We start from the raw sequence: 23,779 nt of genomic DNA, 5'->3' as shown, positions 1-23,779 counted from the left end.
ATCGATGTGCGGCTCCGCCGCGTGGGCGCGAGCAACCACATACGGCCTGCTGCCAGCAACTAACAGAAGCCCCCACGGCGATCAGCGCACCCCCGTTACGCAGGGCGCCGAAGCACAACAAGACTCCGATCCACCAACCCCACCCGCTCCCCGGCCCCCACCTTGACCCCACCGTCGAAACCACCCCCCTCCCTCCCCGTATCCACCACAACCTCCCACGACCGCCCATGATTGACCGGCACCACGAACTCCAACGTCCTGGGCGACGCGTTGAACATCAGCAGAAACGAGTCGTCGGCGATGCGCTCCCCCCGAGGCCCCGGCTCGGAGATCGCGTTGCCGTTGAGGAACACGGAGAGGGCGGACGCCGCGGCCTGGTCCCAGTCCCGCTGGGTCATCTCCGCACCCTCCGGCGTGAACCAGGCGATGTCCGACAGCTCGTCATGGGTACCCTCCACCGGCCGCCCGTGGAAGAAGCGCCGCCGCCGGAAGACGGGATGGTCCCTCCGCAGCCACACCATCGCGCGCGTGAAGTCCAACAGATCGCCGTACCCATCGGCCCCGTCGGCGGAGCCGTCCGCAGGCCACCGCACCCAGGCCAGCTCATTGTCCTGACAGTAGGCGTTGTTGTTCCCCCGCTGAGTACGGGCGAACTCATCACCATGGCTGATCATCGGCACGCCCTGGGAGAGCATCAGGGTAGCGATGAAGTTCCGCATCTGACGCCGCCGCAGCGCGAGCACGCCCTCGTCGTCGGTGTCGCCCTCGGCGCCGCAGTTCCAGGACCGGTTGTGGCTCTCGCCGTCCCGGTTGTCCTCACCGTTGGCCAGGTTGTGCTTGTCGTTGTACGAGACGAGGTCGTGCAGGGTGAACCCGTCGTGGCAGGTCACGAAGTTGATGGAGGCGAGCGGGCGGCGGCCGTCGTCCTGGTAGAGGTCGGACGAGCCGGTCAGCCGGGACGCGAACTCCGCGACCGCGCGCCGCTCGCCCCGCCACAGATCCCGGACCGTGTCCCGGTACTTGCCGTTCCACTCGGTCCACAGCGGCGGGAAGTTGCCCACCTGGTAGCCGCCCTCGCCCACGTCCCACGGCTCGGCGATCAGCTTCACCTGGGAGACCACCGGGTCCTGCTGGACGAGGTCGAAGAACGACGACAGCCGGTCCACCTCGTGGAACTGCCGCGCCAGCGTGGCCGCGAGATCGAAGCGGAACCCGTCCACATGCATCTCGGTCACCCAGTACCGCAGCGAGTCCATGATCAGCTGAAGGACGTGCGGGGACCGCATGAGCAGCGAGTTCCCGGTGCCGGTGGTGTCCATGTAGTAGCGGCGGTCGTCGGTGAGCCGGTAGTACGAGGGGTTGTCGATGCCCTTGAAGGAGAGGGTCGGCCCCAGATGGTTGCCTTCCGCCGTGTGGTTGTAGACCACGTCGAGGATGACCTCGATCCCTGCCTCGTGCAGCGCCCGTACCGCCGACTTGAACTCCAGGACCTGCTGCCCCCGGTCGCCCCAGGACGCGTACGCGTTGTGCGGGGCGAAGAAACCGATCGTGTTGTAGCCCCAGTAGTTGGCGAGGCCCAGGTCGACCAGACGGTGGTCGTTCACGAACTGGTGTACGGGCATCAGCTCCAGTGCCGTCACGCCCAGTTCGGTGAGGTGTTCGATGATCGCGGGGTGGGCGAGGGCCGCGTACGTACCGCGCAGTTCCTCGGGGAGGCCGGGGTGGCGCATGGTGAGGCCCTTGACATGGGCCTCGTAGATCACGGTGTGGTGGTACTCGGTGCGGGGCCGCCGGTCGTCGCCCCAGTCGAAGTAGGGGTTCACCACGACCGAGGTCATCATGTGGGGCGCCGAGTCCAGGTCGTTGCGCTTGTCGGGCGACCCGAAGTGATAGCCGTACACCTCCTCACCCCACTTCACCGATCCGCTGATGGCACGCGCGTACGGGTCGAGGAGCAGCTTCGCGGAGTTGCAGCGCAGCCCGCGCTCCGGCGCGTACGGGCCGTGCACACGGAAGCCGTAGCGCTGCCCGGGCATCACCCCGGGCAGATAGGCGTGCCGTACGAACGCGTCCGTCTCGCGCAGCTCCACCGCCGTCTCGGAGCCGTCGTCGTCGAGCAGACACAGCTCGACTCGGTCAGCGGCCTCCGAGAAGACCGCGAAGTTGGTACCGGCGCCGTCGTACGTCGCGCCGAGTGGATACGCCTGCCCAGGCCAGACCTGCATGGATACGACTCTTCCAGTTGTCGCGCGCGATCGGGGACGACTCCGAGGGGAGTCTCCCCCAAAGTGATGGAACCACCCCGCCATGAAAGAGATCACTCAGGACCGCTCCCGACACGGCGGCGAAGAGACCGTTCCGGACCGCTCCCGACGCGGCAGCAAACCGGAAGGATCAAGTCCCATGCGGTGGTTGAGAAACGACCTGTCCATCAGGCTGCGTCGAAACCCGCTCCCGGAGTACCCTTCCTTGATCGTTGAGTAGGGGTGAACCCGGGGGAGCGGAAGGCGGTGCGTGGGTGGGCTCGGGAGGGCTGGAGCTGCCTCCTGGTGACGCGGGCGACACGGGTCACGAGGGGAACTCCACAGATGTCCCACCCGGCGCGGTGTCCCTGGCACGGCCGATGGAACGGGGAGCCATCGGTCCGGAACTGGACTGGAACGCCGACGCCTGGCTCGAAGTGCGCACCCGCGCCCAGCGGGCCGGCCGCGCCTACATCTGGCTGAACCTGGTGGAGCAGCGGCTGCGCGCCGTCGTGGCCGCCGTGCTGCGGCCCATCTACGAGCCCGTCCACGGCGACGACTGGGTGGTCGCCGCCGCCGGCCCGGCCGGACAGGAGTGGGTGCAGCGGGCCGTCGCGGTACGCGAGGTCAGCCGCCGCAAGGGCTATCTCCTCGACCCCGCCGACGACAACGTCCTCAGCTTCCTCACCCTGCCCCAGCTGCGCGAACTGATGATCCAGCACTGGCCCTGCTTCGAGCCGTACGTCGACGAACGGCGCGATGTGGAGCTGGCCCTGGACGAGCTGGAGGTCACCCGGAACGTCGTCTCCCGCAACCGCGCCCTCTCCGAGACCGTCCTCGCCCAGGCCGAGCGCGCCTCGGCCAGACTGCTGGAGATCCTCGGCGCGGGCAGCGACGTCCCCTCCGCCCGCCGGCTGCCCGTCGACGCCGTCGAGGACCTCGTCGGCGACCGGTACGCGGACGTCGTCGGCGTCCACTCCGACCGGGTGCGGCTGCTGCGGCAGTTCCCCGCCGAGGACCTCTTCGGCGGCGCCCGCCGCCTCGACGCCATCGGCATAGGCCTCAATCTTCTCGTGCAGAACTTCTCCGGGCGACGGCTCGTACGACTCGCCGAGTCCGGCTGCCGGGTACGGCTGCTCTTCCTCAACCCCGCCTCCAGCGCGGTGAAACGACGCGAACGCGAACTCGGCATAAAGCGAGGGGAGTTGAGCCGCGCGGTCGAGATGAACATCCTGCATATGCGCCGGGTCCGCTCCCGGCTGCGCGACCCCGGCGCCTTCGAGATCCAGGTCTTCGACGAGACCCCCCGCTTCACCGCCTACCTGGTCGACGGCGACGGCTCGGACGGCATCGCGGTCGTCCAGACCTATCTCCGGCGTACGCGTGGCATGGAAGCGCCGGTGCTGGTCCTGCGCGGCGGCGGCAACCGCGTCCTCAAGGCACACGAGAACGGCGAAGTCGGGCTCTTCGATACATACCGGGAGGAGTTCGAGGTGGCCTGGGCGGACTCACGGCCGGTGTCATGAGCGTGGACGCGTCCTGGCCGTGAGCGCCGGTGCGCCCGAGTGCCGCGGCGCGAAGGCCCCGGTACGCCCCCATAAGCGGAATGCGGTCGTCGGATTGTCAGTGGCTCATGGGAGGGTGGTGGTCACTGGGGGAACGCACCACCGAGAAGGGGGGCCAGCATGGGTTGGCACCGGCAGTTGCTGATCGGCTTCGACCTGGAGACGACCGGGACGGACCCGCGCGAGGCACGCATCGTCACCGGCGCGGTGATAGAGGTCAGGGACGGGGAGCCGGTCGGACACCGGGAGTGGCTGGCCGATCCGGGGGTGGAGATCCCGGCCGACGCGGTCGCCGTGCACGGCATCACCAACGCCCGTGCGACGGCCGAGGGCAGACCGGCCGACGAGGTCGCCGACGCCATCGCCGAGGTCCTCGTCGGCTACTGGAAGACGGGCGTTCCGGTCGTGGCGTACAACGCGGCCTTCGATCTGACCCTGCTCTCGGCGGAGCTGCGCCGCCATGGCCTGCCGTCCCTCCGCGACCGTTTGGGCGGCCTGGACCCGGCACCGGTCATCGACCCGTACACGATCGACCGCTCCATAGACCGCTACCGGCGGGGGAAGCGGAACCTCGAAGCGGTCTGCGCCGAGTACGGCGTCTCCTTGCATGCCGCGCACGACGCCTCGGCGGACGCGCTCGCCGCCGCCCGCGTCGCTCACGCGATAGCCGAACGCCATCCGAAGGTCGCCGCCCTCGGCCCGGCCGAGCTGCACCGCCGCCAGATCGACTGGTACGCCGAGTGGGCGGCCGACTTCCAGAGCTTCCTGCGGCGCAAGGGCAACGCGGACGCGGTGGTGGACGGGGTGTGGCCGTTGCGGGAGCTGGCCGACGAGACGGTCTGAACAGCCGTCCTGGCCGCGGGCAGTCGTGCCGCTGGGGACGCCCCGTAGGCCCACTGTCCGTCGCCGACTGCGGGTCGGTGGGGGCTGGTCGCGCAGTTCCCCGCGCCCCTTTTTGGGGCTTCGCCCCATCACGGGCGCAGTAGCCCTAGAACGGGTACCACCTCACCGTCTCATCGCCCTCCCGCAGCGAAGCCACCCTCCTCTCGAACTCGGCCAATGCCTTCGGATTGCTGGGGGCGTGCTGGGCGACCCACGCACAGCTGGCCGTCTCCCGAGCACCCCGGAGCACCGCACACCCCTCCCACTCCCGCACATCCCACCCGTACGCCTCGACGAACGCGTCGTACTCCTCGTCCGGCAGCCCATAGCGGTCGTGGGACAGGGCCATGACGACCAGGTCGTGTTCACGGAAGTCGTCGGAGAAGGTCTCCAGGTCGACCAACACGGGACCCTCCGCCCCGACATACACATTGCGCGGCAGCGCGTCCCCATGGATCGGCCCGGCCGGTAGCCGTGGGGCCAGCGCGGCGGCGGCCGTGGCGAAGCCGTCCCGCCGCGCACGCAAGTACGCCGCGTCCGCCGGATCGATCGCGTCCCCGGCGAGCCGCAGCCACCGCTCGACACCACCCAACAAATCACGACGAGGCAGTGCGAAAGGAGGGGAGGGCAGCGCATGCACCAGCCGCAGCAGTTCGGCCACATCACGCGCCCCGGCCGGGCGGACGGGATCGGGCAGCCGGTGCCACACCGTCACCGGGTGCCCCTCCACGAGCAGCGGCTCCGGCCCGGCGGCCCGTACCGCGGGTACGCCGGCCTCCGCGAGCCAGCCCGCGATGCGCAGTTCCCGGCGTGCCCGGTCGAGGAGTTCGGCGTCCCGCCCCACCTTGACCACCAGGTCTCCGGCGGCGAACACCGCGTTCTCACCGAGCGCGAGCAGCGTCGCGTCCCCGGCCGTACCGGGCAGCACACCGGCCGCGTCCAGGGCCTCCCGCGCCCGTGCCTCGTCCATCCTTCGCCTCCGTGTCCGACCGGGTCCGTACGACCGACGCCCCCGGCGGGGCGTCAGGTTCACGCCATACATCGGCCAGTCTCGCATTCGCACAGGTCGGACGATGTGCGCGGTGCCTTGACGACCCCTCATGCCCTCAGCACCATGACGGAGGCCGCATCGGCGGCCACACCGCCGCAAGTCGCGCCATCTTCCCGAGGGAGTCCGCCGCATGACCCTGGCGACCGCGCCGCCGAAGGGCCCGCGACCGGCGAAGCGGCGACGCGCGCCGGCTGCGGGCCGGGAGGGGCGCCTTCTCGACCACGGCGCATGGTTCCTCGTCCTGCCCGCCCTGATCCCGATCCTGGTGCTGAGCGTCGGCCCCCTGCTCTACGGGATCGCGCTGGCGTTCACCGACGCCCAGTCCGGGCGGACCGAGCCCACCCAGTGGATCGGTGGCCTGAACTTCCGGGACCTGGCGCAGGACACCTTGTTCTGGGACTCGTTCCGGATCGGGCTGCTCTGGGCGGTCGGGGTGACCGTGCCGCAGTTCCTGCTCGCGCTCGGCCTCGCCCTGCTGCTCAACGAGCGGTTACGGCTGCGCTGGCTGGCGCGGGCGCTCGCCATCGTGCCGTGGGCCATGCCCGAGGTGGTCGTCGGCATCATGTGGCGGCTGGTCTACAACCCGGACGCGGGCATCCTCAACGAAACCCTCCGCGATCTGGGCCTGGGCGACGGTCGCGACTGGCTGAGCGGCCTCGCCACCGCGCTGCCCGCCGTCATAGTGGTCGGCGTCTGGGCGGGCATGCCCCAGACCACGGTCGCCCTCCTCGCCGGACTGCAGAACACCCCGCGCGAACTCCACGAGGCCGCCGCGATGGACGGCGCGGGCGCCTGGCGCCGCTTCCGCACGGTCACCTGGCCCGCCCTCAAGCCCGTCGCCCTCGCCATCACCGCCCTCAACCTCATCTGGAACTTCAACTCCTTCGCCCTGGTCTACGTCCTCACCAACGGCGGCCCCGGCGGGCGCACCCGGCTGCCGATGCTCTTCGCGTACGAGGAGGCCTTCCGCTACGGGCAGTTCGGGTACGCGGCGGCGATGGGGTGTGTGATGGTCGCGGTGATCTCGATCGTCCTCGCGGTCCTTCTCGTCGGCCGGTTGCGGCGGGGCGGTGACGAGGCATGAGGACCAGCAGGGTCACCCGCGCCGGACAGTACCTCGCCCTGGTCGCCTATCTCGTCTTCCTCGCGTTCCCGTTCCTCTGGCTGATCTCGACCGCCTTCAAACCCGCCCGCGAACTGGGCAGCCTCCACCCGACCTGGATTCCCAAGGACCCCACCCTCGCCAACTTCCGGCAGGCCTTCGACGAACAGCCCCTGCTGGAGGCCGCGCTGAACTCCCTGGTCGCGGCGGTCGGCGCGGCCGTGGTCGCCGTACTGATCGCGACCCCGATGGCATATGTCATGGCCCGCCACCGTACGACGCTGTCGCGGATGGCGACCGGATGGGTGGTGGTCAGCCAGGCGTTCCCGTTCGTCCTGGTGATCATCCCGCTGTTCCTGGTGCTGAAGAACCTGCGGCTGATCAACTCCGTGCCGGGCCTGGTGATGGTGTACGTGGTGTGGTCGCTGCCTTTCGCGCTGTGGATGCTCGTGGGGTACGTACGGGCCGTGCCCGCCGAGTTGGAGGAGGCCGCCGCGGTCGACGGGGCCGGGCGGGTGCGGACGCTGGTGTCGGTGACCGCGCCGCTGCTGGCACCCGGCATCGTGGCGACCGCGCTGTTCGCGTTCATCACCGCGTGGAACGAGTTCTTCTTCGCGCTCGTCCTGCTCAAGACCCCGGAGAAACAGACCCTGCCGGTTATCCTCACCCACTTCATCGGCGCGGAGGGCGTCGCCGATCTGGGCCCGCTGGCCGCCGCCGCGTTCCTCGCGACCCTGCCCTCACTGGTCGTCTTCGCGATCATCCAGAAGCGGATCACGGGCGGCATGCTCGCCGGGGCGGTGAAGAGCTGATGAGCGGACGATTCCTCACGGCCCTGGTGTTGTTCGGCCTGCTGCTCACCGGTTGCACCGGCGACGACGACGGTTCCTCCGACGGCCGGATCACCCTCCGTTTCCAGTCGCTCGCCTGGCAGGAGGAGTCCGTCGCCGTCAACAAGGAGCTGGTGGAGGAGTGGAACGCCACGCATCCGCGTGTCAAGGTCGAGTACGTCCAGGGCACTTGGGAGAGCGTCCACGACCAGTTGCTCACCTCCTTCGAGGGCGGTGAGGCGCCGGACATCATCCATGACGCCTCCGACGATCTCGCGGACTTCGCGTACGGCGGCTATCTGGCCGAGCTGAGCGAACTGCTGCCCGAGCGGCTCAAGTCCGATATCCCGCAGCGCAGTTGGGAGACGACCACGTTCGGCGACGGCGTCTACGGCGTGCCGTTCCTCCAGGAGCCGAGGGTGCTGATCGCCAACGCGAAGTGGCTGAGGGAGTCCGGGGTGCGGGTTCCGACGCCCGACGACCCCTGGACCTGGGAGGAGTTCCGGTCGGTCGCACGGGAGTTGAGCGGCGACGGCACGTACGGCGTCGCCTGGCCGCTCAAGGAGCCGGTGTCGGCCACGCTGAATCTGTCGCTGTCGGCGGGTGGGCAGCTGTTCCACCGGAGCGGCGACGGCAAGGTCGAGGTCCGCTTCGACGACGGTGACGCGGTCGTACCGAGGACCGTGCACGACGAGGTGAACGTCGACGGTTCCGCGTCGAGCACCACGCTCGGCATGGGCGGCTCCGACACCCTGCCCGGCTTCTTCGGCGGCCGGTACGCCATGGTCCCGCTCGGGTTCTCGTACCGGCAGCAGATAGTCCAGCAGGCACCCGAGGGCTTCGACTGGCAGGTGCTGCCCGCCCCCGCCGGTGCCGACGGGCTCACCCAGGGGGTCAGCCCGCAGACGCTCTCCATCGCCGAGGACAGCCCGCACAAGAAGGAGGCCGCCGAGTTCGTCGACTTCCTGCTGCGGCCGAAGAACATGGTCCGGCTGGCCCTGGGCGACTGGATGCTGCCCACCGGCACGGAGGCCCTGAAGGACCCCGCCCTGCATACGACGAAGGACGACTGGGCCACCGGCACGGCACTCGCCGAACACCTCCGCTCCGCGCCCGCCCAGTCCGTACGCGGATACCCGGAGTGGAAGGACAAGGTCGCGACCCCCGCCCTCCAGGAGTACTACAGCGGGGCGATCGACCTCGACGAGCTGCGCGAGCGGCTGGAGGAGGACGGGAATCTGGTGCTGGCCCGCTATCAGAGATGAGCGCGAGCCCTCGGGGGGCGTGCGGGTTCGCGGGGACTCGCGGTCAGGGCGGACGGTGGCGGCTCGGTGGAAATAAGTTGCACGAGACGTCTCGTCTCGCTTACGGTCGAGTCATGACCTCCCACATCGCCATGTTCTCCATCGCCGCCCACGGCCACGTGAACCCCAGCCTCGAAGTGATCCGGGAGCTGGTCGCGCGCGGGCACCGCGTCACGTACGCGATCCCGCCGGCCTTCGCCGAGAAGGTCGCGGAGACCGGCGCCGAGCCGAAGCCCTGGCACTCCACGCTGCCCGGCCCCGACGCCGACCCGGAGGCATGGGGGAGCACCCTGCTCGACAACGTGGAGCCGTTCCTCGACGACGCGATCCAGGCCCTGCCGCAGCTCATCGAGGCGTACGAGGGGGACGAGCCCGACCTCGTGCTGCACGACACCGCCTCCTACCCGGCCCGGGTCCTCGCTCACCGCTGGGGCGTCGGGGCGATCTCGCTCTCCCCGCACATGGTCGCCTGGGACGGCTACGAGGAGGAGGTCGCCGAGCCCATGTGGGCCGAGCCGAAGAAGACCGAGCGCGGCAAGGCGTACTACGCCCGCTTCCAGGCATGGCTGGACGAGAACGGGATCGACCAGGACCCCGACTCCTTCGGCGGCCGGCCCGCTCGCTCGCTCGTCCTCATCCCCAAGGCCCTCCAGTGGAACGCCGACCGGGTCGACGCGAGCGTGTACACCTTCGTCGGCGCCTGCCAGGGCGACCGCGCGGCGCAAGGCGGTTGGCAGCGCCCGGCCGACGCGGACAAGGTCCTCCTCGTCTCCCTCGGCTCCGCCTTCACCAAGCAGCCCGCCTTCTACCGCGAGTGCGTCAAGGCGTTCGGCGATCTGCCGGGCTGGCACATGGTCCTCCAGGTCGGCAGGCACGTCGACCCGGCCGAGCTGGGCGAGATCCCCGCCCAGGTGGAAGTACGGGACTGGGTGCCGCAGTTGGCGATCCTCAAGCAGGCCGACGCGTTCATCACCCACGCGGGCGCGGGCGGCAGCCAGGAGGGCCTCGCGACCGCCACACCGATGGTCGCCGTACCGCAGGCCGCCGACCAGTTCGGCAACGCCGATGTGCTCCAGGGCCTCGGGGTGGCCCGCCATCTGCCCATGGAGGAGGCCACCGCCGAAACCCTGCGCGAGGCCGTCCTCGCCCTGGTCGACGACCCCGAGGTGGCCCGTCGGCTCAAGGAGATCCAGGAGGGGATGGCGGGGGAGGGCGGCACCCGACGGGCCGCCGACCTGATCGAGGCGGAGCTGCCCGAGGGACGGCCGTAGACGGAGGGGCGGCGGTAGACAGGGGCGGGGTGGGCGGAGGGCCCGAGCCGGGAGAAGGGCCGAGCCGCGCGGAGGGCCGGGCGAAGGACGGAGGCGGGCGGAGATCTCGTCGACCGGGGCGCGGAAACTCCATCGATCCTGTTGCCGGGTACGACCGTTACCCCCTCCCAAAGGTTGCACTCGGCACATCTTGTACATCAGGTGAACGGCTCCCAACCTGGGGGTGAACTCCCTCCTCATGCCAGGAAATCGCCCCATGCGCCGAGACATACCCGACCTCGCAGAGGTGCGCCGCGTCACCGAGAAGAAGCGCGACGCCTGGTGGACCGTGATGCTCGTCGACCCGGTCGCCACACCGCTGGTGCGGCTCACCGCCATGTACACGAGGATCACGCCCAACCAGCTGACCTGGGGGGCCTTTGTGCTGGGCCTCGTCTCGGCCGGCTTCTTCGCCCTGGGTGACTGGCGCTGGCTGATCGCCGGCGCCGTCGTCTACCACCTGAGCTTCGTCCTGGACTGCATGGACGGAAAGGTCGCCCGGCTCACCGGCCAGGGCTCGGTGTTCGGCGCCTGGCTCGACTTCGTCTTCGACCGGATCAGGGTGGCGGCGTGTGCGGTGGCCCTGATGGCCGGGCAGTACCACCGCACGGGCGAGACCTTCTACATCTGGCTCGCCGCCGCCGTCATCGGCTGCGACGCGCTCCGCTACATCAACTCCCTGGAGACCTTCAAGGTCCGCCACACCATGCGCAAGCAGATCAAGGCCCGGATGAGAGCCGCCCGCCGCGCCGAGAACGAACGCGAACTCGCCTTCATGGAGGACCTCCTCAGGGAGAACCCCGAGGCCGACATCGAACAGGACGTCCGGGCCACCGCCGCTCACACGACGGCGGACGGCGCACGGCAGGCGACCGGAGAGACCCCGTCGGACGCGCCGCAGACCGTGGCCCAGGTCATCGATCTGCACCAGGAGTTCCGCCGCCGCTTCCCCGCCTATCTGCGCATCCGGTCATTCCTGGTGCGCCACCGCATCCGCCCCCATCTGATCAGCGGTATCGAGTTCCAGATGGGCGTCTTCATGATCGGCCCGCTCATCGACTCGGTGATGGCGGCGACCATCGTCTCGGGCGCCCTGCTGCTCGTCTTCGAACTGGCCATCGTCTACAAGCTGCTGCTGTCGACCCGCGACTTCGCCCGCACCCTCGACTCCTTCGACCGGGACACGATCGCGAAGGCCGCCTGACCTCACCGCCGACGGCGGCGACCTAGGGTGGCCGTATGACGACGTACGCGGCGCTGTTGCGCGGGATCAACGTGGGTGGCAGCAAGAAGGTGCCGATGGCCGACCTCCGTGCCCTGCTGACGGGCCTCGGCCACGACGCGGTGGCCACCTACCTCCAGAGCGGCAACGCGGTCTTCACCACCGACACCGGCGACGAGGACTCCCTGGCGGCGGACATCACGGCGGCCATCGAGCAGCGCTTCGGCTTCACGGTCGACGTCCTCGTCCGCGACCACGCCTATCTGGAGGCCGTACGCCGGGACTGCCCTTATCCGGCCACGGAGTTGGAGGGCAAGCAGTTGCACGTCACCTACTTCTCCCAGCCGGTCGACGCGGACCGCTTCGCGGGACTCGACCGGCAGGCCTTCCTCCCCGAGGAGTTCAGCCTCGGCGACCGGGCGCTCTACCTCTACGCCCCCGACGGCCTCGGCCGCTCCAAGCTGGCGGAGGCCCTGTCCAAGCCACGCCTCCTCAAGGGCCTGATCGCCACGTCCCGCAACTGGAACACGGTCGCGAAGCTGGCGGAGCTCACCGGAAGCTGACGGTCACTGTTTCTTTTCACCATTCCCTCCCAAGTTGTTGGGTGGTGTTTTGAACGACCCGGAAGTAGAACTCCTCGGTAGCTGGCCGAAAAGTGATTGCCCGTCCGGGGAGTCATTGAAAGTTCCAAGGCCCGGTGTTCTACTGATCGTCATGCCGCAGTGAGTTGTCGAGCCGTCGAGAGCGCCCCCTGACTTTCGCGCTCTAGTTCCGTCGTTCCCTTTCCCCCACAACACCCCCCACCCCCCTCCGGGAATTCCCTCACGAGCTTCCGTGCCGGCGAATTCCGTTGTGTCTGCGTATTCGTCGAGACCGTCGAGACCGTCGAGACCGTCGAGACCGTCGAGATGTCGACCGTCGAGGTGTGAATTCCCCTTTCCCCCGGCACCGGCCCCGGTGTTCTGCCATTCCCTGTTTACCCCACCCCCGTGTTTCCCCACCCCGTGACTTGGAGCTCCGGTGATTGATTCGTCGTCGGCGGCCGATCCCGTGGTCGCGCCCGACGTGCTCGGTGTCCCTTGGGAGCTGGCCGCGTACGTACCCGAGCGGGCCTGCGGGCGCATACCGCCGGAGGGCATCGACGGGGAGGCCGGACGGACGCGGTTCGACGGCTGGAAGCGCATGGTGCCGTTTCGCGGTACACCCATCGAGGTCGATGCCGCGCTGTCCCCGTTCGGGGTGGGCGCGGCCGAACTGACCGCCCTGCTCGGCGAGGACCGGGAGGCACTGCGGAAGCGGTCGGGCGAGCGGCCGGAGTGGACGTACGACTTCACGGAGGCGTGGCGGGAGCATCACGCCGGGGCCGGGGCCGGGGCCGGGGCCGGGGCCACCGCCCCTGCCGCTGACCGGAGCGGCTCGTTGCCGGACGACCTGGGGTTTCTCGAACTGAGCAGGCCCCTGCTGACCCATGCCCGTACCGCTCTGCTGAGGGATCTCGCACCGCTGGCGGAACGGATCGCGGCGGTCCCGGAACTCGCCGCGCTGCCCGAACTGCTCGCCGACTCCCTGCCGTTGCGCGCCCTCGGACTCGGCGTCCGGCGTATGTGCGTACTCGAACTGAACGTGGCGCGGGTGGCCGGTCGGCTGGTGGGCGACAGCCCGGAGGACCGGCTCCGCGACTTCCGGCGGCTGCTGTGCGACCCGGAGTACGCGCTCGGGCTGTGGCGGGCGTACCCCGTGCTCGCCCGGCACCAGGTGGACCTGCTGAACACCTGGCGGGCGGCGCGGGTGGAGTTCGCCACGCGGCTGCTGACCGACTTCTCCGCGCTGGTGGAGACGGTGTGGGACGGGAAGCGGCCGGGGGCGGTCGAGGCGGTCGACTTCGGTGCCGGGGACACCCATCGGGGCGGCCGTTCGGTCGCGGTGGTCCGGTTCGCGGACGCCCGGGTCGTCCACAAACCCCGGTCCCTCGACATCGATCTGGCCTTCAACCGATATCTGGAATGGTTCGACGGCCATCGCCCGCCGCATCGGCTGCGGATGCCGAGGGTGCTCGACCGGCGTGACCACGGCTGGGTCGAGTTCATCGCCCACGAGGCGTGCGCCGACGCCGACGAGGTCAGCGCGTTCTACTGGCGCACCGGCGCGCTGCTCGCCCTGCTGCACAGCCTCGGCGCCACGGACTTCCATCTGGAGAACGTGATCGCCGCGGGGGAGAGCCCGGTGGCGATCGACCTGGAGGCGCTGTTCCACACGAGGCCGGCGGAGTCCCGTACGGGACCGGGACGGGCCGGCGGGCATCCGCCTACGGGGGTGGGGGCAGCAGCCGGGCGCGGGCCGGCGAGCCACGCGGACCCCGCCGCCGAGGCGCTGGAGTCGTCGGTGCTCTCCGTGGGGCTGCTGCCGAAGCCGCTGATGGTGCGGGACGAGGAGAGCGACCGGTTCCACCTGGTCGACATGAGCGGGATCGCGGCGGCCGAGACGGTGTCCAGCGCGGCCCCGGTCGCCGTCGTGGAGGCCGCGAACACCGACGAGATGCGGATCGTCCGCAGACACATCACCCATCCGGGCGCCGCCAACCGCCCCCGGCTCGCCGACGGCACACCACTGGACCCGCTGGCCCATCGCGAACAGGTGATCGAAGGCTTTGTCTTCGCCTATGAGCGGATACGGGCGGACCGCCCGGAACTGCTGCGCGCCGGCGGCCTGATCGACGGCTTCCTCGGTTCACGGACCCGGCTGATCCTCCGGCCGACCCGCACCTACGCACGGCTCCTGGAGGAAAGCACGCATCCCGACTTCCTCCGCGACGCGCTCGACCGGGACCGTTCCCTGGCCCGCCTCTGCCAGGGCCTGCACGACGGCCCGACCCGCTACCCGCTGATGGCCGCCGAGATCCGTGCGCTGCGCGCCGGGGACATCCCGTTGTTCACGACCCGCCCCGGCTCACGGGACGTCTGGCTCGACAACGGCGACCGCGTCGCGGACGTACTCCCCGCGCCCCCGATCGACGCCGTACGCGACCGCGTCCACCGCATGAGCGACACCGACCTCGCCTTCCAGCTCCGCATGATGGAGACCTCGTACGACATCGCGCAGGCCTCCCTGCGTCCCAGGCCGGCCGCCCCCGAACTCAGGCCGGTCCCGTCGCACGGGGTGTCGGGCGACGAACTCGTGGAGTGCGCCGAGGAGATCGGTCTGCGGCTGATGAACGCGGCCCTGCGGGACGGTGACCGGATCGGCTGGCCGGGGCTGTCGTGGGCCGACGAGAACCACTGGCGTATCGAACCGGCGGGCCATGACCTCTACCAGGGGCTTCCCGGAATCGGCATGTTCCTGACGTACTTGGCCGCCGAGACGGACCGGCCGCTGTGGCGGGAGCGGGCGAGGCTGGTCGCGGGGGCGACGGCGGCGCGATTGGGGGAGTTCGCCGAGAGATACGGGGGTTTGCCGGCAGGGCTGGGCTTCCACAGGTCCGCCGGCGATTCCGTCGGACGGTCCCCGTCGGGCACGTTCCCCGGCAAGGGGACGGGCTACTTCGGGGAGGCCGCGGGAGCGGTCAACTTCCTTCTGCACGCCGGTCGAGTCCTGGGCGACAGCGCACTGTTCGCGCCGGTCACCGAGGCGCTGCCGGTGCTGGAACGACTCCTTCCGTACGACAAGGCCCATGACGTGGTGGCGGGCAACGCCGGGCTGCTGCTGACCCTGCTGGCGGTGCACGAGGTGCTGCCGGAGGCCGGGGCGCTCCCGATCGCACGGTCCTGCGCGGACACGCTGATCGACGGCCGGGTCAGCACCGAGCACGGCTGCGGCTGGCCCGCCCCCGCCGTACGCGGGACCCCGCTCGCAGGAATGGCCCACGGCACGGCCGGCATCGCCCTCGCCCTCGCTCGACTGCACCGGATCAGCCCCGGCCATCGCTACGCGGACACCATCGAGGCCGCGCTCCGCCACGAGAACTCCCTCTACGACCCCGACCTCGGCAACTGGCGTGATCTGCGCGCCCTGCCGGACCACATGAGGGCACGGTCGACCCACGCCTGGTGCCACGGCGCCCCGGGCATCGGCCTGGCCCGCCACGAGATGCTCTCCTGCGGCCTGCCCGAACAACTGCGTACGACCGTGGAGACGGACCTCGCCACCGCCCTGCGCGCGACCTGGCGGGTCATGGCCGGCGTCGACGGGGACGGCTGTCTCGGCGTGGGCAACCACACCATCTGCCATGGCGACCTGGGCAATGTCGAACTCCTCGCGGTGGCGGGGCGAACGGCACAACTCCCCGTCCGGCCGGAGCAGTTGATCGCCGCCGTCCTGGACGACGCCCGCCGCGGCGGCTGGCGCTGCGGCCTGCGGTCCGGCAGCGCGGCGGTGGGCCTGATGCCGGGGATGGCCGGTATCGGTTACCAACTCCTTCATCTGGCCCACCCCGACCGGGTTCCGTCGATTCTGCGGATGCAGCCGCCGAGACGAGTTCCCCCCAAGACCCGCCGAAGCCGTCCCTGAACGGCTTCGGTGGTTGCAAGAAATGGAAAACCGAAAACCGAGAAACACAGAGAAAGAGGTGGAGAAATGAACGAGACCTACATCCGTATCGCATTCACTGGTGACGAGAACCCGGCCGGCGGCATCTCCCTTGAGGACGACACCCTGGAAGACCTCGCGGGCCTGGACATCACCGACAGCCCCACGTGCCACCCCATCTGCGGCTGACAGGTATCGCACCGCATGACAAGCGGCGCCGCCCGACACCGGGCGGCGCCGCCCTCGACCCGGAACTGTCGCGTTTGTTCAAGAGGCGGTGCGGGTGTCGTCCCTAGCGTGACCGGCATGCAGATGAACGACATCCACCCGTACATGATCGAATGCGCCACCGAGGCGGCCCGCATCGCCCGCGGAGTCACGGTGGACCACCTCTCCCTGCCCACCCACTGCCCCGGCTGGGACGTCCGCGCCCTGGTCAACCACTGGGTGCTCTACACCTCCCACGGCCTCGAACACCGCGCCCTGCGCAAGCCCCTCCCCGAGGACCTGGCCACGCGCGACTTCACCGCCGACCCGGACTGGGCCGAGGCGTACGCCGCCCAACTCGACCGCGCGGTGGCCGCCTGGGCGGACCCGGCGGTGTGGGAGGGCGAGGTCGACCTCGGCGGCGGGTCGCTGCCCGCCATCGACCTCGCCGGAATGATCGTCAAGGAGATGGCGGTCCACGGCTGGGACGTCGCCGTCTCCACGGGCCGGCGCATCCACCTCTCCGACGCCGCCTCCCACCTCGTCCTCGACGTCGTCCAAGCGCACGCCGCCCTCTACCGCCAGTACGACGGCTTCGCCGAACCGATCCCGGTGCCGGCCGAGGCCCTCGCATTCGACAGGGCCTTGGGAGCGAGCGGCCGGGACCCGCGCCTGGGCGGGAAATCCGCAGGAACTCCTCCCCCGCGCTGACCCTCTCCTGGAGCGCCGGAAACGGTGTGGAGGGGTGTCACGGCCGCGGCGTGATCCGGGTCGGGTCGGGAGGGGTCCCGGCGGATCGGGCGCATCATCCGGGCGCCAGAGCCGTTCTGCGACCGGGGGACCAGGATGAACGACCCGACGCATGCCCTGCCTGTCGTACCGGAGCCCGTGCCCGCCGGGACCAGGAGCACGTACGACCCTTCGGCCGTCGCCCTGGGGAATGCCTCTCTGCTCGGCGTCGGCTATCTGATCCTGCGGCGGCGCGGGTTCGCCGTCGCGGCCGTGACCGTCACGCTCGTCCTCGTCGTCCGGATCGCCTCGACCGCCTCGCCGTCGTACGAGATCGCGATGGTGGTGTGGTGGGAGGCTGTCACCGTCCACGGCTGGTTCCTGGCCCGCCGAGGTGCCGGGGGCCGAGGCGCCGGGGCCCGGGGCGGCAGGCTCGGGCAGCGGCTGGTCGCTCTGGGCGTCACACTGCCGGTGCTGCTGGCCATGGGATTCCTGAGGATCGAAGCGGCCGGGATCGAACGGAGTGTCACCGGGGCCCGCGAGCGCGGCGACTGCGCGGAAGTGGCCCGCGCGCAGGGCCGGGTGGGGTTCGGGCACCGGCTCGCCGACGCCCCGTCGACCGCCGCCGGCGACGAGGCCGTACGCACCTGCGGCCGGCTGGAGGTGGCCGAGGGCGAGTTGAACGTCGCACTGGTCGGCGACACCGCCGCCCTGGGGCGGGGCTTCCGCACGCTCGCCTCGATCCTCGCCCGACCCGGCAACGAGAAAGCGGTCGAAGCGACCCTGGACGAGTTCGTCGGCGACCTGCCCACCGCCGACGCCTGCGCCGCCGTCACCGTCATCGACTGGCTCAGGGACCGCGGGCTCGGAGACGACCTGCTGGACCGGTCCGCCGCCACGGCTCAGCGGGCCGCACCCGCCGCCCTCGTCGGATGCGGTGACGACCTCATGCGGGGGAGCGAGTGGAAGGACGCCCGGGCGCACTACGAGCGGCTCCTCGACCAGTACCCGGACGACGACCTGACGAGCAGGGCCGGCCAGGGAGTCGAGAAGGCGACGCGGAACATCGAGCTGGACACCGTACGCCGGCTGCTCGCGTCCGAGGACTACGAGCAGCCCGAGTACTGCTCCCACCCGGTGAGGTACAGCGGCGCCGCACCCCTGGGCCAGGGCGTCAACCGCGCGCTGTTCCCCGGCGACGACGAGTACGCCGGCCGGCTCCCCGACTCCTGGAAGGCGGACGGTCCCGAGGACGCCGTCCTGGTCGTCTGCGTCGGCGACGGCACCTACGGCTCCGCCGTCCGGACCTGCCCGTACGAGTACGGCTCCGGCTCCGTCACCGACGTGACCTTCCACAAGATCGCGATGCCGGTGAAGGTCTATGAACTGGCCACCGGCAAGCTCGTCACCGACCGCGAGATCCAGATCGCCGGCTCCCGCTGCCCGCCGTCGGTCACGTACTACGAGTACGGCTACGACGATGACGACTCGGGTCCGCCGCCGGACGACTTCGTTCAGGAGTCCACGTCCGATGTACGGGACGCGTTCCGCCCGCTGGTCGTCCGCTGAGGACGCGGTCAGGCCCCGACCCCGGCGGCCAACAGCACCCGCCGTGACGCCTCGTCGTACCGGCGCAGCAGCAGCCCCGCCACCTCCGGTGCCGGGCCCAGGACGTCGGCCAGTACGTCCGCCTCCGCCGCGCCCCGGGCGATGCGGTCCGGGAGGAAGCCGGGGGCCAGGACGTACGGGGCGACGGCCACGCGGTCGCAGCCGAGCGCCCGCAGTTCCCGTACGGCGTCCTCCGTGCGGGGAAGGGACGCGGAGGCGAACGCGGGTCGCACGGCGCACCAACCGGTGTGCCACCACTCCCGCGCGATGTCGGCGATCACCGCGATCGCCTCCGGGTCGGTGGACCCCGCCGAGGCCAGTACGACCCCGGTCGAGGACTTGTCGGCGGGGCTCAACCCCGCCTCGTACAACCGCCGTTCGAGGGCGGCCAGGAGAAGGGGAGAGGGGCCGAGGACCTCCGCCTGGCGGATGCGCAGCTGTGGCGGGGCGGCCCGCAGCACCGCCGGGATGTCCGCCTTCGCGTGGAAGGCGCGGGTGAGGAGGAGGGGCAGGGCCACCACGTCCCGCACGCCCTCCGCCGCCAGCGACTCCAGTACCCCCCGCACGGACGGGATGTTGAAGTCGAGGAAGCCGGTCTCCACGCGCAGCCCCGGTCGCATCGCCCGCACCCGCCGCACCAGGGCGTGCACGGTGGCGGCATGCCGGGGATCACGGCTGCCATGGGCGATGACGAGGAGAACGGGGCTACGGCTCATGGAGGTCCAGGGGCTCCTTCGGCTCTCTTTCAGTGGTTCGGCGGCGAACCGCCGGGTTCTCCGACTGGGCGCACCGGATCAGCGGCTCACCAGCAGGCCCCGGCTGCGCAGCACCCACCGCTCCAGCGGGCTGAAGATCAGCAGGTCGATGGCGATGCCGACGATCAGGATGAGGAAGATGGCCAGGAACACCTGGGGCATGCTGCTGTTGGTGCGGCCCGCCTCCAGGAGCTGGCCGAGGCCGGCGCCGATGTCGGGGGCCTTGGCGATGATCTCGGCGGCCATCAGGGAGCGCCAGGAGAAGGCCCAGCCCTGCTTGAGACCGGCGACATAGCCGGGCAGCGCGGCCGGCATCACGATGTGCCAGGTGCCCTTGAGCCCGGTCGCGCCCAGGGTACGGCCCGCCCTCAGGAACAGCGGCGGCACCTGGTCGATGCCGGACACCAGCCCGTTGGCGATCGAGGGGACCGCGCCGAGCAGGATCACCGTGTACATCACCGACGGCTCCAGACCCAGCCAGACCACCGCGGGCGGCACCCACGCCACCGACGGCAGCGACTGCAGACCGGAGAGGATCGGACCGAGCGCCGCGCGGACGAGCCGGACCCGGGCCACCAGCAGACCCAGCGGGGTGCCGATCGCCAGCGCCGCGAGGAAGCCGAGCAGACCTCGGGAGACGCTGGTCCAGATGTAGTCGAGGAGGGTGCCCTGCAACCAGGCGTTCTCGACCTCGGCCCACACCTCGGACGGCGCGGGCAGCTTGTAGGCCGGGGCGACCTCCGCCCAGACGAGGAGCTGCCACACCGCGAGCGTCAGGGCGACCGCGATGATCGGCGGCAGCACCTTCTGGACGAGGACCTGGCGAAGCGGCGGACGACCGGTCTGTACGGAGTCCAGCGCGTCCAGGCCGGCCTCAAGACCGGCGAGGTCGTCGGAGTCCTTGACGTCCTCGGTGTCCTTCAGGGGCCCGTCGGCCTTGGTCTCAGTGCTGGCCATGGCGGCGGATCTCCCTACGCAGTTCTTCGGTGATCTCGACGGACAGCTCCGCCACCGCGGTGTCCTCGATACGGCGCGGCTGGGGAATGCCCACCGTCCACTCGCGGGCCACCCGGCCGGGGCGCGAGGACAGCAGCACGACGCGCTCGGCGAGCCGTACCGCCTCGCGCACGTTGTGCGTAACGAACAGCACCGACAGCTGGGTCTCGCTCCAGATGCGGGTCAGTTCGTCGTGCAGGACATCGCGGGTGATGGCGTCGAGCGCGGCGAACGGCTCGTCCATCAGCAGCAGCTTGCTCTCCTGCGCCAGCGCGCGGGCCAGCGCGACCCGCTGGCGCATACCGCCGGACAGCTCGTGGACACGCTTGCCGTAGGCGCCCTTGAGCCGGACCAGGCCGAGCAGTTCCTCGGTGCGCTCGCGCCGCTCGGTCTTCGGAACTCCCCTGAGCTTCAGGGCGAGTTCGACGTTCTTGCCCGCGGTCAGCCACGGGAACAGGGCGTGCTCCTGGAACATCAGGGCCGGGCGCCCGTCGGTCGTGATGCTGCCCGCGGTCGGCTCGTCCAGCCCCGCGACCAGGTTGAGCAGGGTGGACTTGCCGCAGCCCGAGGCACCCAGGAGGGTGACGAACTCGCCCGGAGCGACATCGAGGGTGATGTCGTCCAGGACGAGCTGCTGCCCGGCGGGCCCGGCGAAGGACTTCGATACGTGCTCGATACGGGCGGCGTGCGTCGCCGTCGCCGTGCCGTCGGCGGCCTTGGCGAGTGCGGTGGCCATGGTCGTCACCTCCTGGGAACTCATCGGACTGTGCGGTTACTCGACGCCGAGCCCGGCGTCGTCGACCTCGGGATCACCGTCGGCCTTGAGGACCTTGTTCAGCAGCGACAGGTCGTAGATGCCGTCCAGCTTCGGCTCCTCCAGCAGACCGGCCTTGACCGCGTGGTCCGCCTCGGTCTGCAGGGTGGACGCCAGCGGGTCGTCGGTGAACTGGATGGACTCCCACGCCGGGTCGAGTACATCTGCCGGAAGCTCCTTGCCGGAGTCCGCCTTGAGCTGGGCGTTCGCCGCGGCCTTGGCCTCGTCCGGGTTGGACCCGATGTACGCGTTGGTCTTCACCGAGGCGCGCAGCACGGCCTCGACGACGTCCGGGTGCTCCTTCAGGAACGCCTGCCGCACGATGATGTTCGTGATCACGAACTTCTTGTCCGGCCACAGGTCCGCCTCGTCGAGGAGCACCTTCGCGCCCTCGGCGACCAGCTTGGACGCGGTCGGCTCCGGCACCCAGGCGCCGTCGATGGCACCGGACTTGTAGGCGTCCGGGGCGACGGAGTTCTCGGTGCGGACCACGGACACATCGCCCTTGCCGGTCTGCGGGTCGACCTTCCAGCCCTGCTCCGCGATCCAGTTGAGGAACGCCACGTCCTGCGTGTTGCCGAGCTGCGGGGTGGCGATCTTCTTGCCCTTGACGTCCTTCAGGGACTTGATCTTGTCGGGGTTGACGACGAGCTTCACACCGCCGGACGCGGAACCGCCGATGATGCGCAGATTGGCGCCGTCCGCCTTGGTGTAGCCGTTGATCGCGGGGGAGGGGCCGATCCAGCCGATGTCGATGGAGCCGCCGTTGAGGGCCTCGATCTCGGAGGGGCCGGCGTTGAAGGTCGTGTACTTCGCCTCGGTACCGCCGAGCTCCTTCTGGAAGAAGCCCTTCTGGATACCGACGAGCGCGGTGCCATGGGTGAGGTTGCCGAAGTAGCCGATGTTGACGGAGTCGAGACCGTCGATCTTCTCGGCCCCGGCGGCGACCTGGTCGGTCTTGGCGTCCGTGGACTCGGAGCCGTAGCCGCAGGCGGCCAGGGTGAGGAGGGGAAGCGTTGCGATGGCCGCGAAAGTGCGCCGGAATGCGGCGGAGCGGATGGCAGGCACGGGAGGTGTTCCTCTCGTTGGCCCGGCGGTCACGGCCTTTCGGGGCGTGGCCGGGGGGTCAGTAATACGGTCTTCGTCGCAACCGGGACGTCGGGTGGGGGGACAGGGCGCGCAGGCAGTGCGCGTACGTCATCGCGCACATCGGGCCACCCCGCCCTGTCCGCTGCCGAGGGCGCCGCTGCCGACGCGGCCGCCCTCCTTCGCGAACGTCCCGTAGAAACCCAGGGGGTTCATGTCAGAAGTCCCACCCGTCGTCCTCGGCCTCGTCCTTGACGGGCTCCGGAGAGGCGAACGACTCGCCGACCATGCCGGCGGTCAGCGTCGTACCGTCCGCCGGGTCGATCAGGATGAACGAACCGGTGCGGCGCGAGTCGGCGTATGAGTCGACCGGCAGCGCCTCGGCGGTGCGGACCTTGACCCGGCCGATGTCGTTGGCGACGAGCTGTCCCGGGTGCGGGTGCAGGGACAGGTCGTCGAGGGTGAGGCGGGACGGGATGTCCTTGACGATCGCCTTGACCGTGCGGGTGCCGTGCTTCAGCAGGACCCGGTGGCCCACCGTGAGCGGCTGGTCGGCCACGTGGCAGACCGTCGCCTCGATGTCCTGCGTGGTCGCGGGCGCGTCCTTGCTCGGCACGATCAGATCGCCGCGCGAGATGTCGATGTCGTCCTCAAGAAGGAGCGTCACGGACTGCGGGGTGTAGGCCGCCTCGACCGGCTTGCCCAACAGGTCGATGCCCGTGACCTTCGTCGTACGACCCGACGGCAGCACCGTCACCGGGTCGCCGACCCGGAACGTACCGGCCGCGATCTGACCCGCGTACCCCCGGTAGTCCGGGTGCTCGGCGGTCTGCGGACGGATCACGAACTGCACGGGGAGGCGGGCGTGGCAGTGCGCCAGGTCGTGGGCGACCGGCACGGTCTCCAGGTGCTCCAGGACCGTCGGGCCGCCGTACCAGTCCATGTGGGCGGAGGGCTCCACCACGTTGTCGCCCTCAAGGGCCGAGATCGGGATCGCGGTGACCTCGGGGACGCCCAGCTCGGTGGCGTACGCCGTGAACTCCTCGGCGATGGTCGCGAAGACCTGCTCCGCGTAGCCGACGAGGTCCATCTTGTTGACGGCCAGCACCACGTGCGGGACGCGCAGCAGGGCGGCGATCGCGGCGTGGCGGCGGGTCTGCTCGACGACACCGTTGCGGGCGTCGACCAGGATCACCGTCAGCTCGGCCGTCGACGCGCCCGTGACCATGTTGCGGGTGTACTGCACATGCCCGGGGGTGTCGGCGAGGATGAACCGGCGCTTCGCCGTGGCGAAGTAGCGGTACGCCACGTCGATGGTGATGCCCTGCTCCCGCTCGGCCCGCAGACCGTCGGTGAGCAGCGCGAGGTCCGGACCCTCCTGGCCACGGCTGGCCGACGCCCGCTCCACGGCCTCCAGCTGGTCGGTGAGAACCGACTTGGAGTCGTGCAGCAGCCGTCCGACCAGCGTGGACTTGCCGTCGTCGACGGAACCGGCGGTGGCGAACCGCAGCAGGGTGGTGGCCGAGAGCTCCTCGGCGGAGAGCGTGCTCATGT

The 23,779-nt window shown here is 70.4% G+C and carries 19 protein-coding genes; 12 read left to right on the top strand and 7 right to left on the bottom strand.

The window, feature by feature from the left end; all coding sequences use genetic code 11:
- Window positions 1-95 precede the first annotated feature (95 nt).
- Window positions 96-2,225, bottom strand: coding sequence for a glycogen debranching protein GlgX (glgX, locus tag ACWD4G_RS14580; RefSeq protein ID WP_451293094.1), 2,130 nt, complete (start codon window positions 2,223-2,225; stop codon window positions 96-98).
- 293 nt (window positions 2,226-2,518) lie between these two features.
- Here glgX and ACWD4G_RS14575 point away from each other — a divergent pair, with 293 nt between their 5' ends.
- Both ACWD4G_RS14575 and ACWD4G_RS14570 read left to right on the top strand, forming a co-directional pair.
- Entirely contained in the window at window positions 2,519-3,769 is a 1,251-nt protein-coding gene (locus ACWD4G_RS14575; RefSeq protein WP_451293092.1) for an SAV2148 family HEPN domain-containing protein, read from the top strand.
- A 159-nt stretch (window positions 3,770-3,928) separates the two neighbouring features.
- On the top strand, window positions 3,929-4,651 hold the full coding sequence (locus ACWD4G_RS14570) for an exonuclease domain-containing protein (RefSeq protein ID WP_451293090.1): 723 nt from the start codon (window positions 3,929-3,931) through the stop codon (window positions 4,649-4,651).
- A gap of 145 nt (window positions 4,652-4,796) precedes the next feature.
- On the opposite strand, the gene ACWD4G_RS14565 is transcribed toward ACWD4G_RS14570, so the two are convergent.
- Window positions 4,797-5,660: a phosphotransferase enzyme family protein gene (locus tag ACWD4G_RS14565; RefSeq protein ID WP_451293088.1), complete on the bottom strand. Its 864-nt coding sequence runs from the start codon at window positions 5,658-5,660 to the stop codon at window positions 4,797-4,799.
- A gap of 211 nt (window positions 5,661-5,871) precedes the next feature.
- On the opposite strand from ACWD4G_RS14565, the gene ACWD4G_RS14560 reads away from it, so the two are divergent.
- The 10 genes from ACWD4G_RS14560 to ACWD4G_RS14515 all read left to right on the top strand — a co-directional run bounded on the left by ACWD4G_RS14560 (window position 5,872) and on the right by ACWD4G_RS14515 (window position 18,535).
- Window positions 5,872-6,825, top strand: coding sequence for a carbohydrate ABC transporter permease (locus tag ACWD4G_RS14560; RefSeq protein WP_451293086.1), 954 nt, complete (start codon window positions 5,872-5,874; stop codon window positions 6,823-6,825).
- Window positions 6,822-7,655, top strand: coding sequence for a carbohydrate ABC transporter permease (locus tag ACWD4G_RS14555; protein ID WP_451293084.1), 834 nt, complete (start codon window positions 6,822-6,824; stop codon window positions 7,653-7,655). The genes ACWD4G_RS14560 and ACWD4G_RS14555 overlap by 4 nt, the downstream gene beginning before the upstream one ends.
- The gene (locus ACWD4G_RS14550; protein ID WP_451293082.1) at window positions 7,655-8,938 is read left to right on the top strand and encodes an ABC transporter substrate-binding protein; all 1,284 of its coding nucleotides are present in this window, start codon (window positions 7,655-7,657) and stop codon (window positions 8,936-8,938) included. The genes ACWD4G_RS14555 and ACWD4G_RS14550 overlap by 1 nt, the downstream gene beginning before the upstream one ends.
- 113 nt (window positions 8,939-9,051) lie before the next feature.
- Window positions 9,052-10,248 carry a macrolide-inactivating glycosyltransferase gene (gene mgt, locus ACWD4G_RS14545; RefSeq protein WP_451293080.1) on the top strand — a complete coding sequence of 399 codons (1,197 nt, stop codon included), beginning with the start codon at window positions 9,052-9,054 and terminating at the stop codon, window positions 10,246-10,248.
- 256 nt (window positions 10,249-10,504) lie between these two features.
- On the top strand, window positions 10,505-11,491 hold the full coding sequence (locus ACWD4G_RS14540) for a CDP-alcohol phosphatidyltransferase family protein (protein ID WP_451293078.1): 987 nt from the start codon (window positions 10,505-10,507) through the stop codon (window positions 11,489-11,491).
- Window positions 11,492-11,526: 35 nt separating this feature from the next.
- Window positions 11,527-12,072: a DUF1697 domain-containing protein gene (locus ACWD4G_RS14535; RefSeq protein ID WP_451293076.1), complete on the top strand. Its 546-nt coding sequence runs from the start codon at window positions 11,527-11,529 to the stop codon at window positions 12,070-12,072.
- A 457-nt stretch (window positions 12,073-12,529) separates the two neighbouring features.
- Entirely contained in the window at window positions 12,530-16,012 is a 3,483-nt protein-coding gene (locus tag ACWD4G_RS14530) for a type 2 lanthipeptide synthetase LanM family protein (RefSeq protein ID WP_451293074.1), read from the top strand.
- 66 nt (window positions 16,013-16,078) lie between these two features.
- Entirely contained in the window at window positions 16,079-16,219 is a 141-nt protein-coding gene (locus tag ACWD4G_RS14525; RefSeq protein ID WP_451293072.1) for a hypothetical protein, read from the top strand.
- Window positions 16,220-16,336: 117 nt separating this feature from the next.
- Window positions 16,337-16,948: a TIGR03086 family metal-binding protein gene (locus ACWD4G_RS14520; protein ID WP_451293071.1), complete on the top strand. Its 612-nt coding sequence runs from the start codon at window positions 16,337-16,339 to the stop codon at window positions 16,946-16,948.
- Between the two features lie 135 nt (window positions 16,949-17,083).
- Window positions 17,084-18,535 carry a hypothetical protein gene (locus ACWD4G_RS14515; protein ID WP_451293069.1) on the top strand — a complete coding sequence of 484 codons (1,452 nt, stop codon included), beginning with the start codon at window positions 17,084-17,086 and terminating at the stop codon, window positions 18,533-18,535.
- Between the two features lie 8 nt (window positions 18,536-18,543).
- On the opposite strand, the gene ACWD4G_RS14510 is transcribed toward ACWD4G_RS14515, so the two are convergent.
- The 5 genes from ACWD4G_RS14510 to ACWD4G_RS14490 form a co-directional block, all read right to left on the bottom strand.
- Window positions 18,544-19,290, bottom strand: a complete 747-nt coding sequence (locus ACWD4G_RS14510; RefSeq protein WP_451293067.1) for a sirohydrochlorin chelatase — start codon at window positions 19,288-19,290, stop codon at window positions 18,544-18,546.
- A gap of 78 nt (window positions 19,291-19,368) precedes the next feature.
- Window positions 19,369-20,286 carry an ABC transporter permease gene (locus ACWD4G_RS14505; RefSeq protein ID WP_451293065.1) on the bottom strand — a complete coding sequence of 306 codons (918 nt, stop codon included), beginning with the start codon at window positions 20,284-20,286 and terminating at the stop codon, window positions 19,369-19,371.
- The gene (locus ACWD4G_RS14500) at window positions 20,273-21,061 is read right to left on the bottom strand and encodes an ABC transporter ATP-binding protein (RefSeq protein ID WP_451293063.1); all 789 of its coding nucleotides are present in this window, start codon (window positions 21,059-21,061) and stop codon (window positions 20,273-20,275) included. Before ACWD4G_RS14500 ends, ACWD4G_RS14505 begins: the two co-directional genes overlap by 14 nt.
- Window positions 21,062-21,097: 36 nt before the next feature.
- On the bottom strand, window positions 21,098-22,207 hold the full coding sequence (locus tag ACWD4G_RS14495) for an aliphatic sulfonate ABC transporter substrate-binding protein (protein WP_451293061.1): 1,110 nt from the start codon (window positions 22,205-22,207) through the stop codon (window positions 21,098-21,100).
- A gap of 235 nt (window positions 22,208-22,442) precedes the next feature.
- Window positions 22,443-23,777 (bottom strand): sulfate adenylyltransferase subunit 1, encoded by a 1,335-nt coding sequence (locus ACWD4G_RS14490; protein ID WP_451293059.1) that lies wholly within the window; start codon window positions 23,775-23,777, stop codon window positions 22,443-22,445.
- Window positions 23,778-23,779: the final 2 nt, after the last annotated feature.

It is taken from the genome of Streptomyces sp. NPDC002643, from assembly GCF_053592555.1.
Note: the sequence above shows the minus strand (reverse complement) of the source record. Positions and strands in the feature narration are given on the sequence as shown.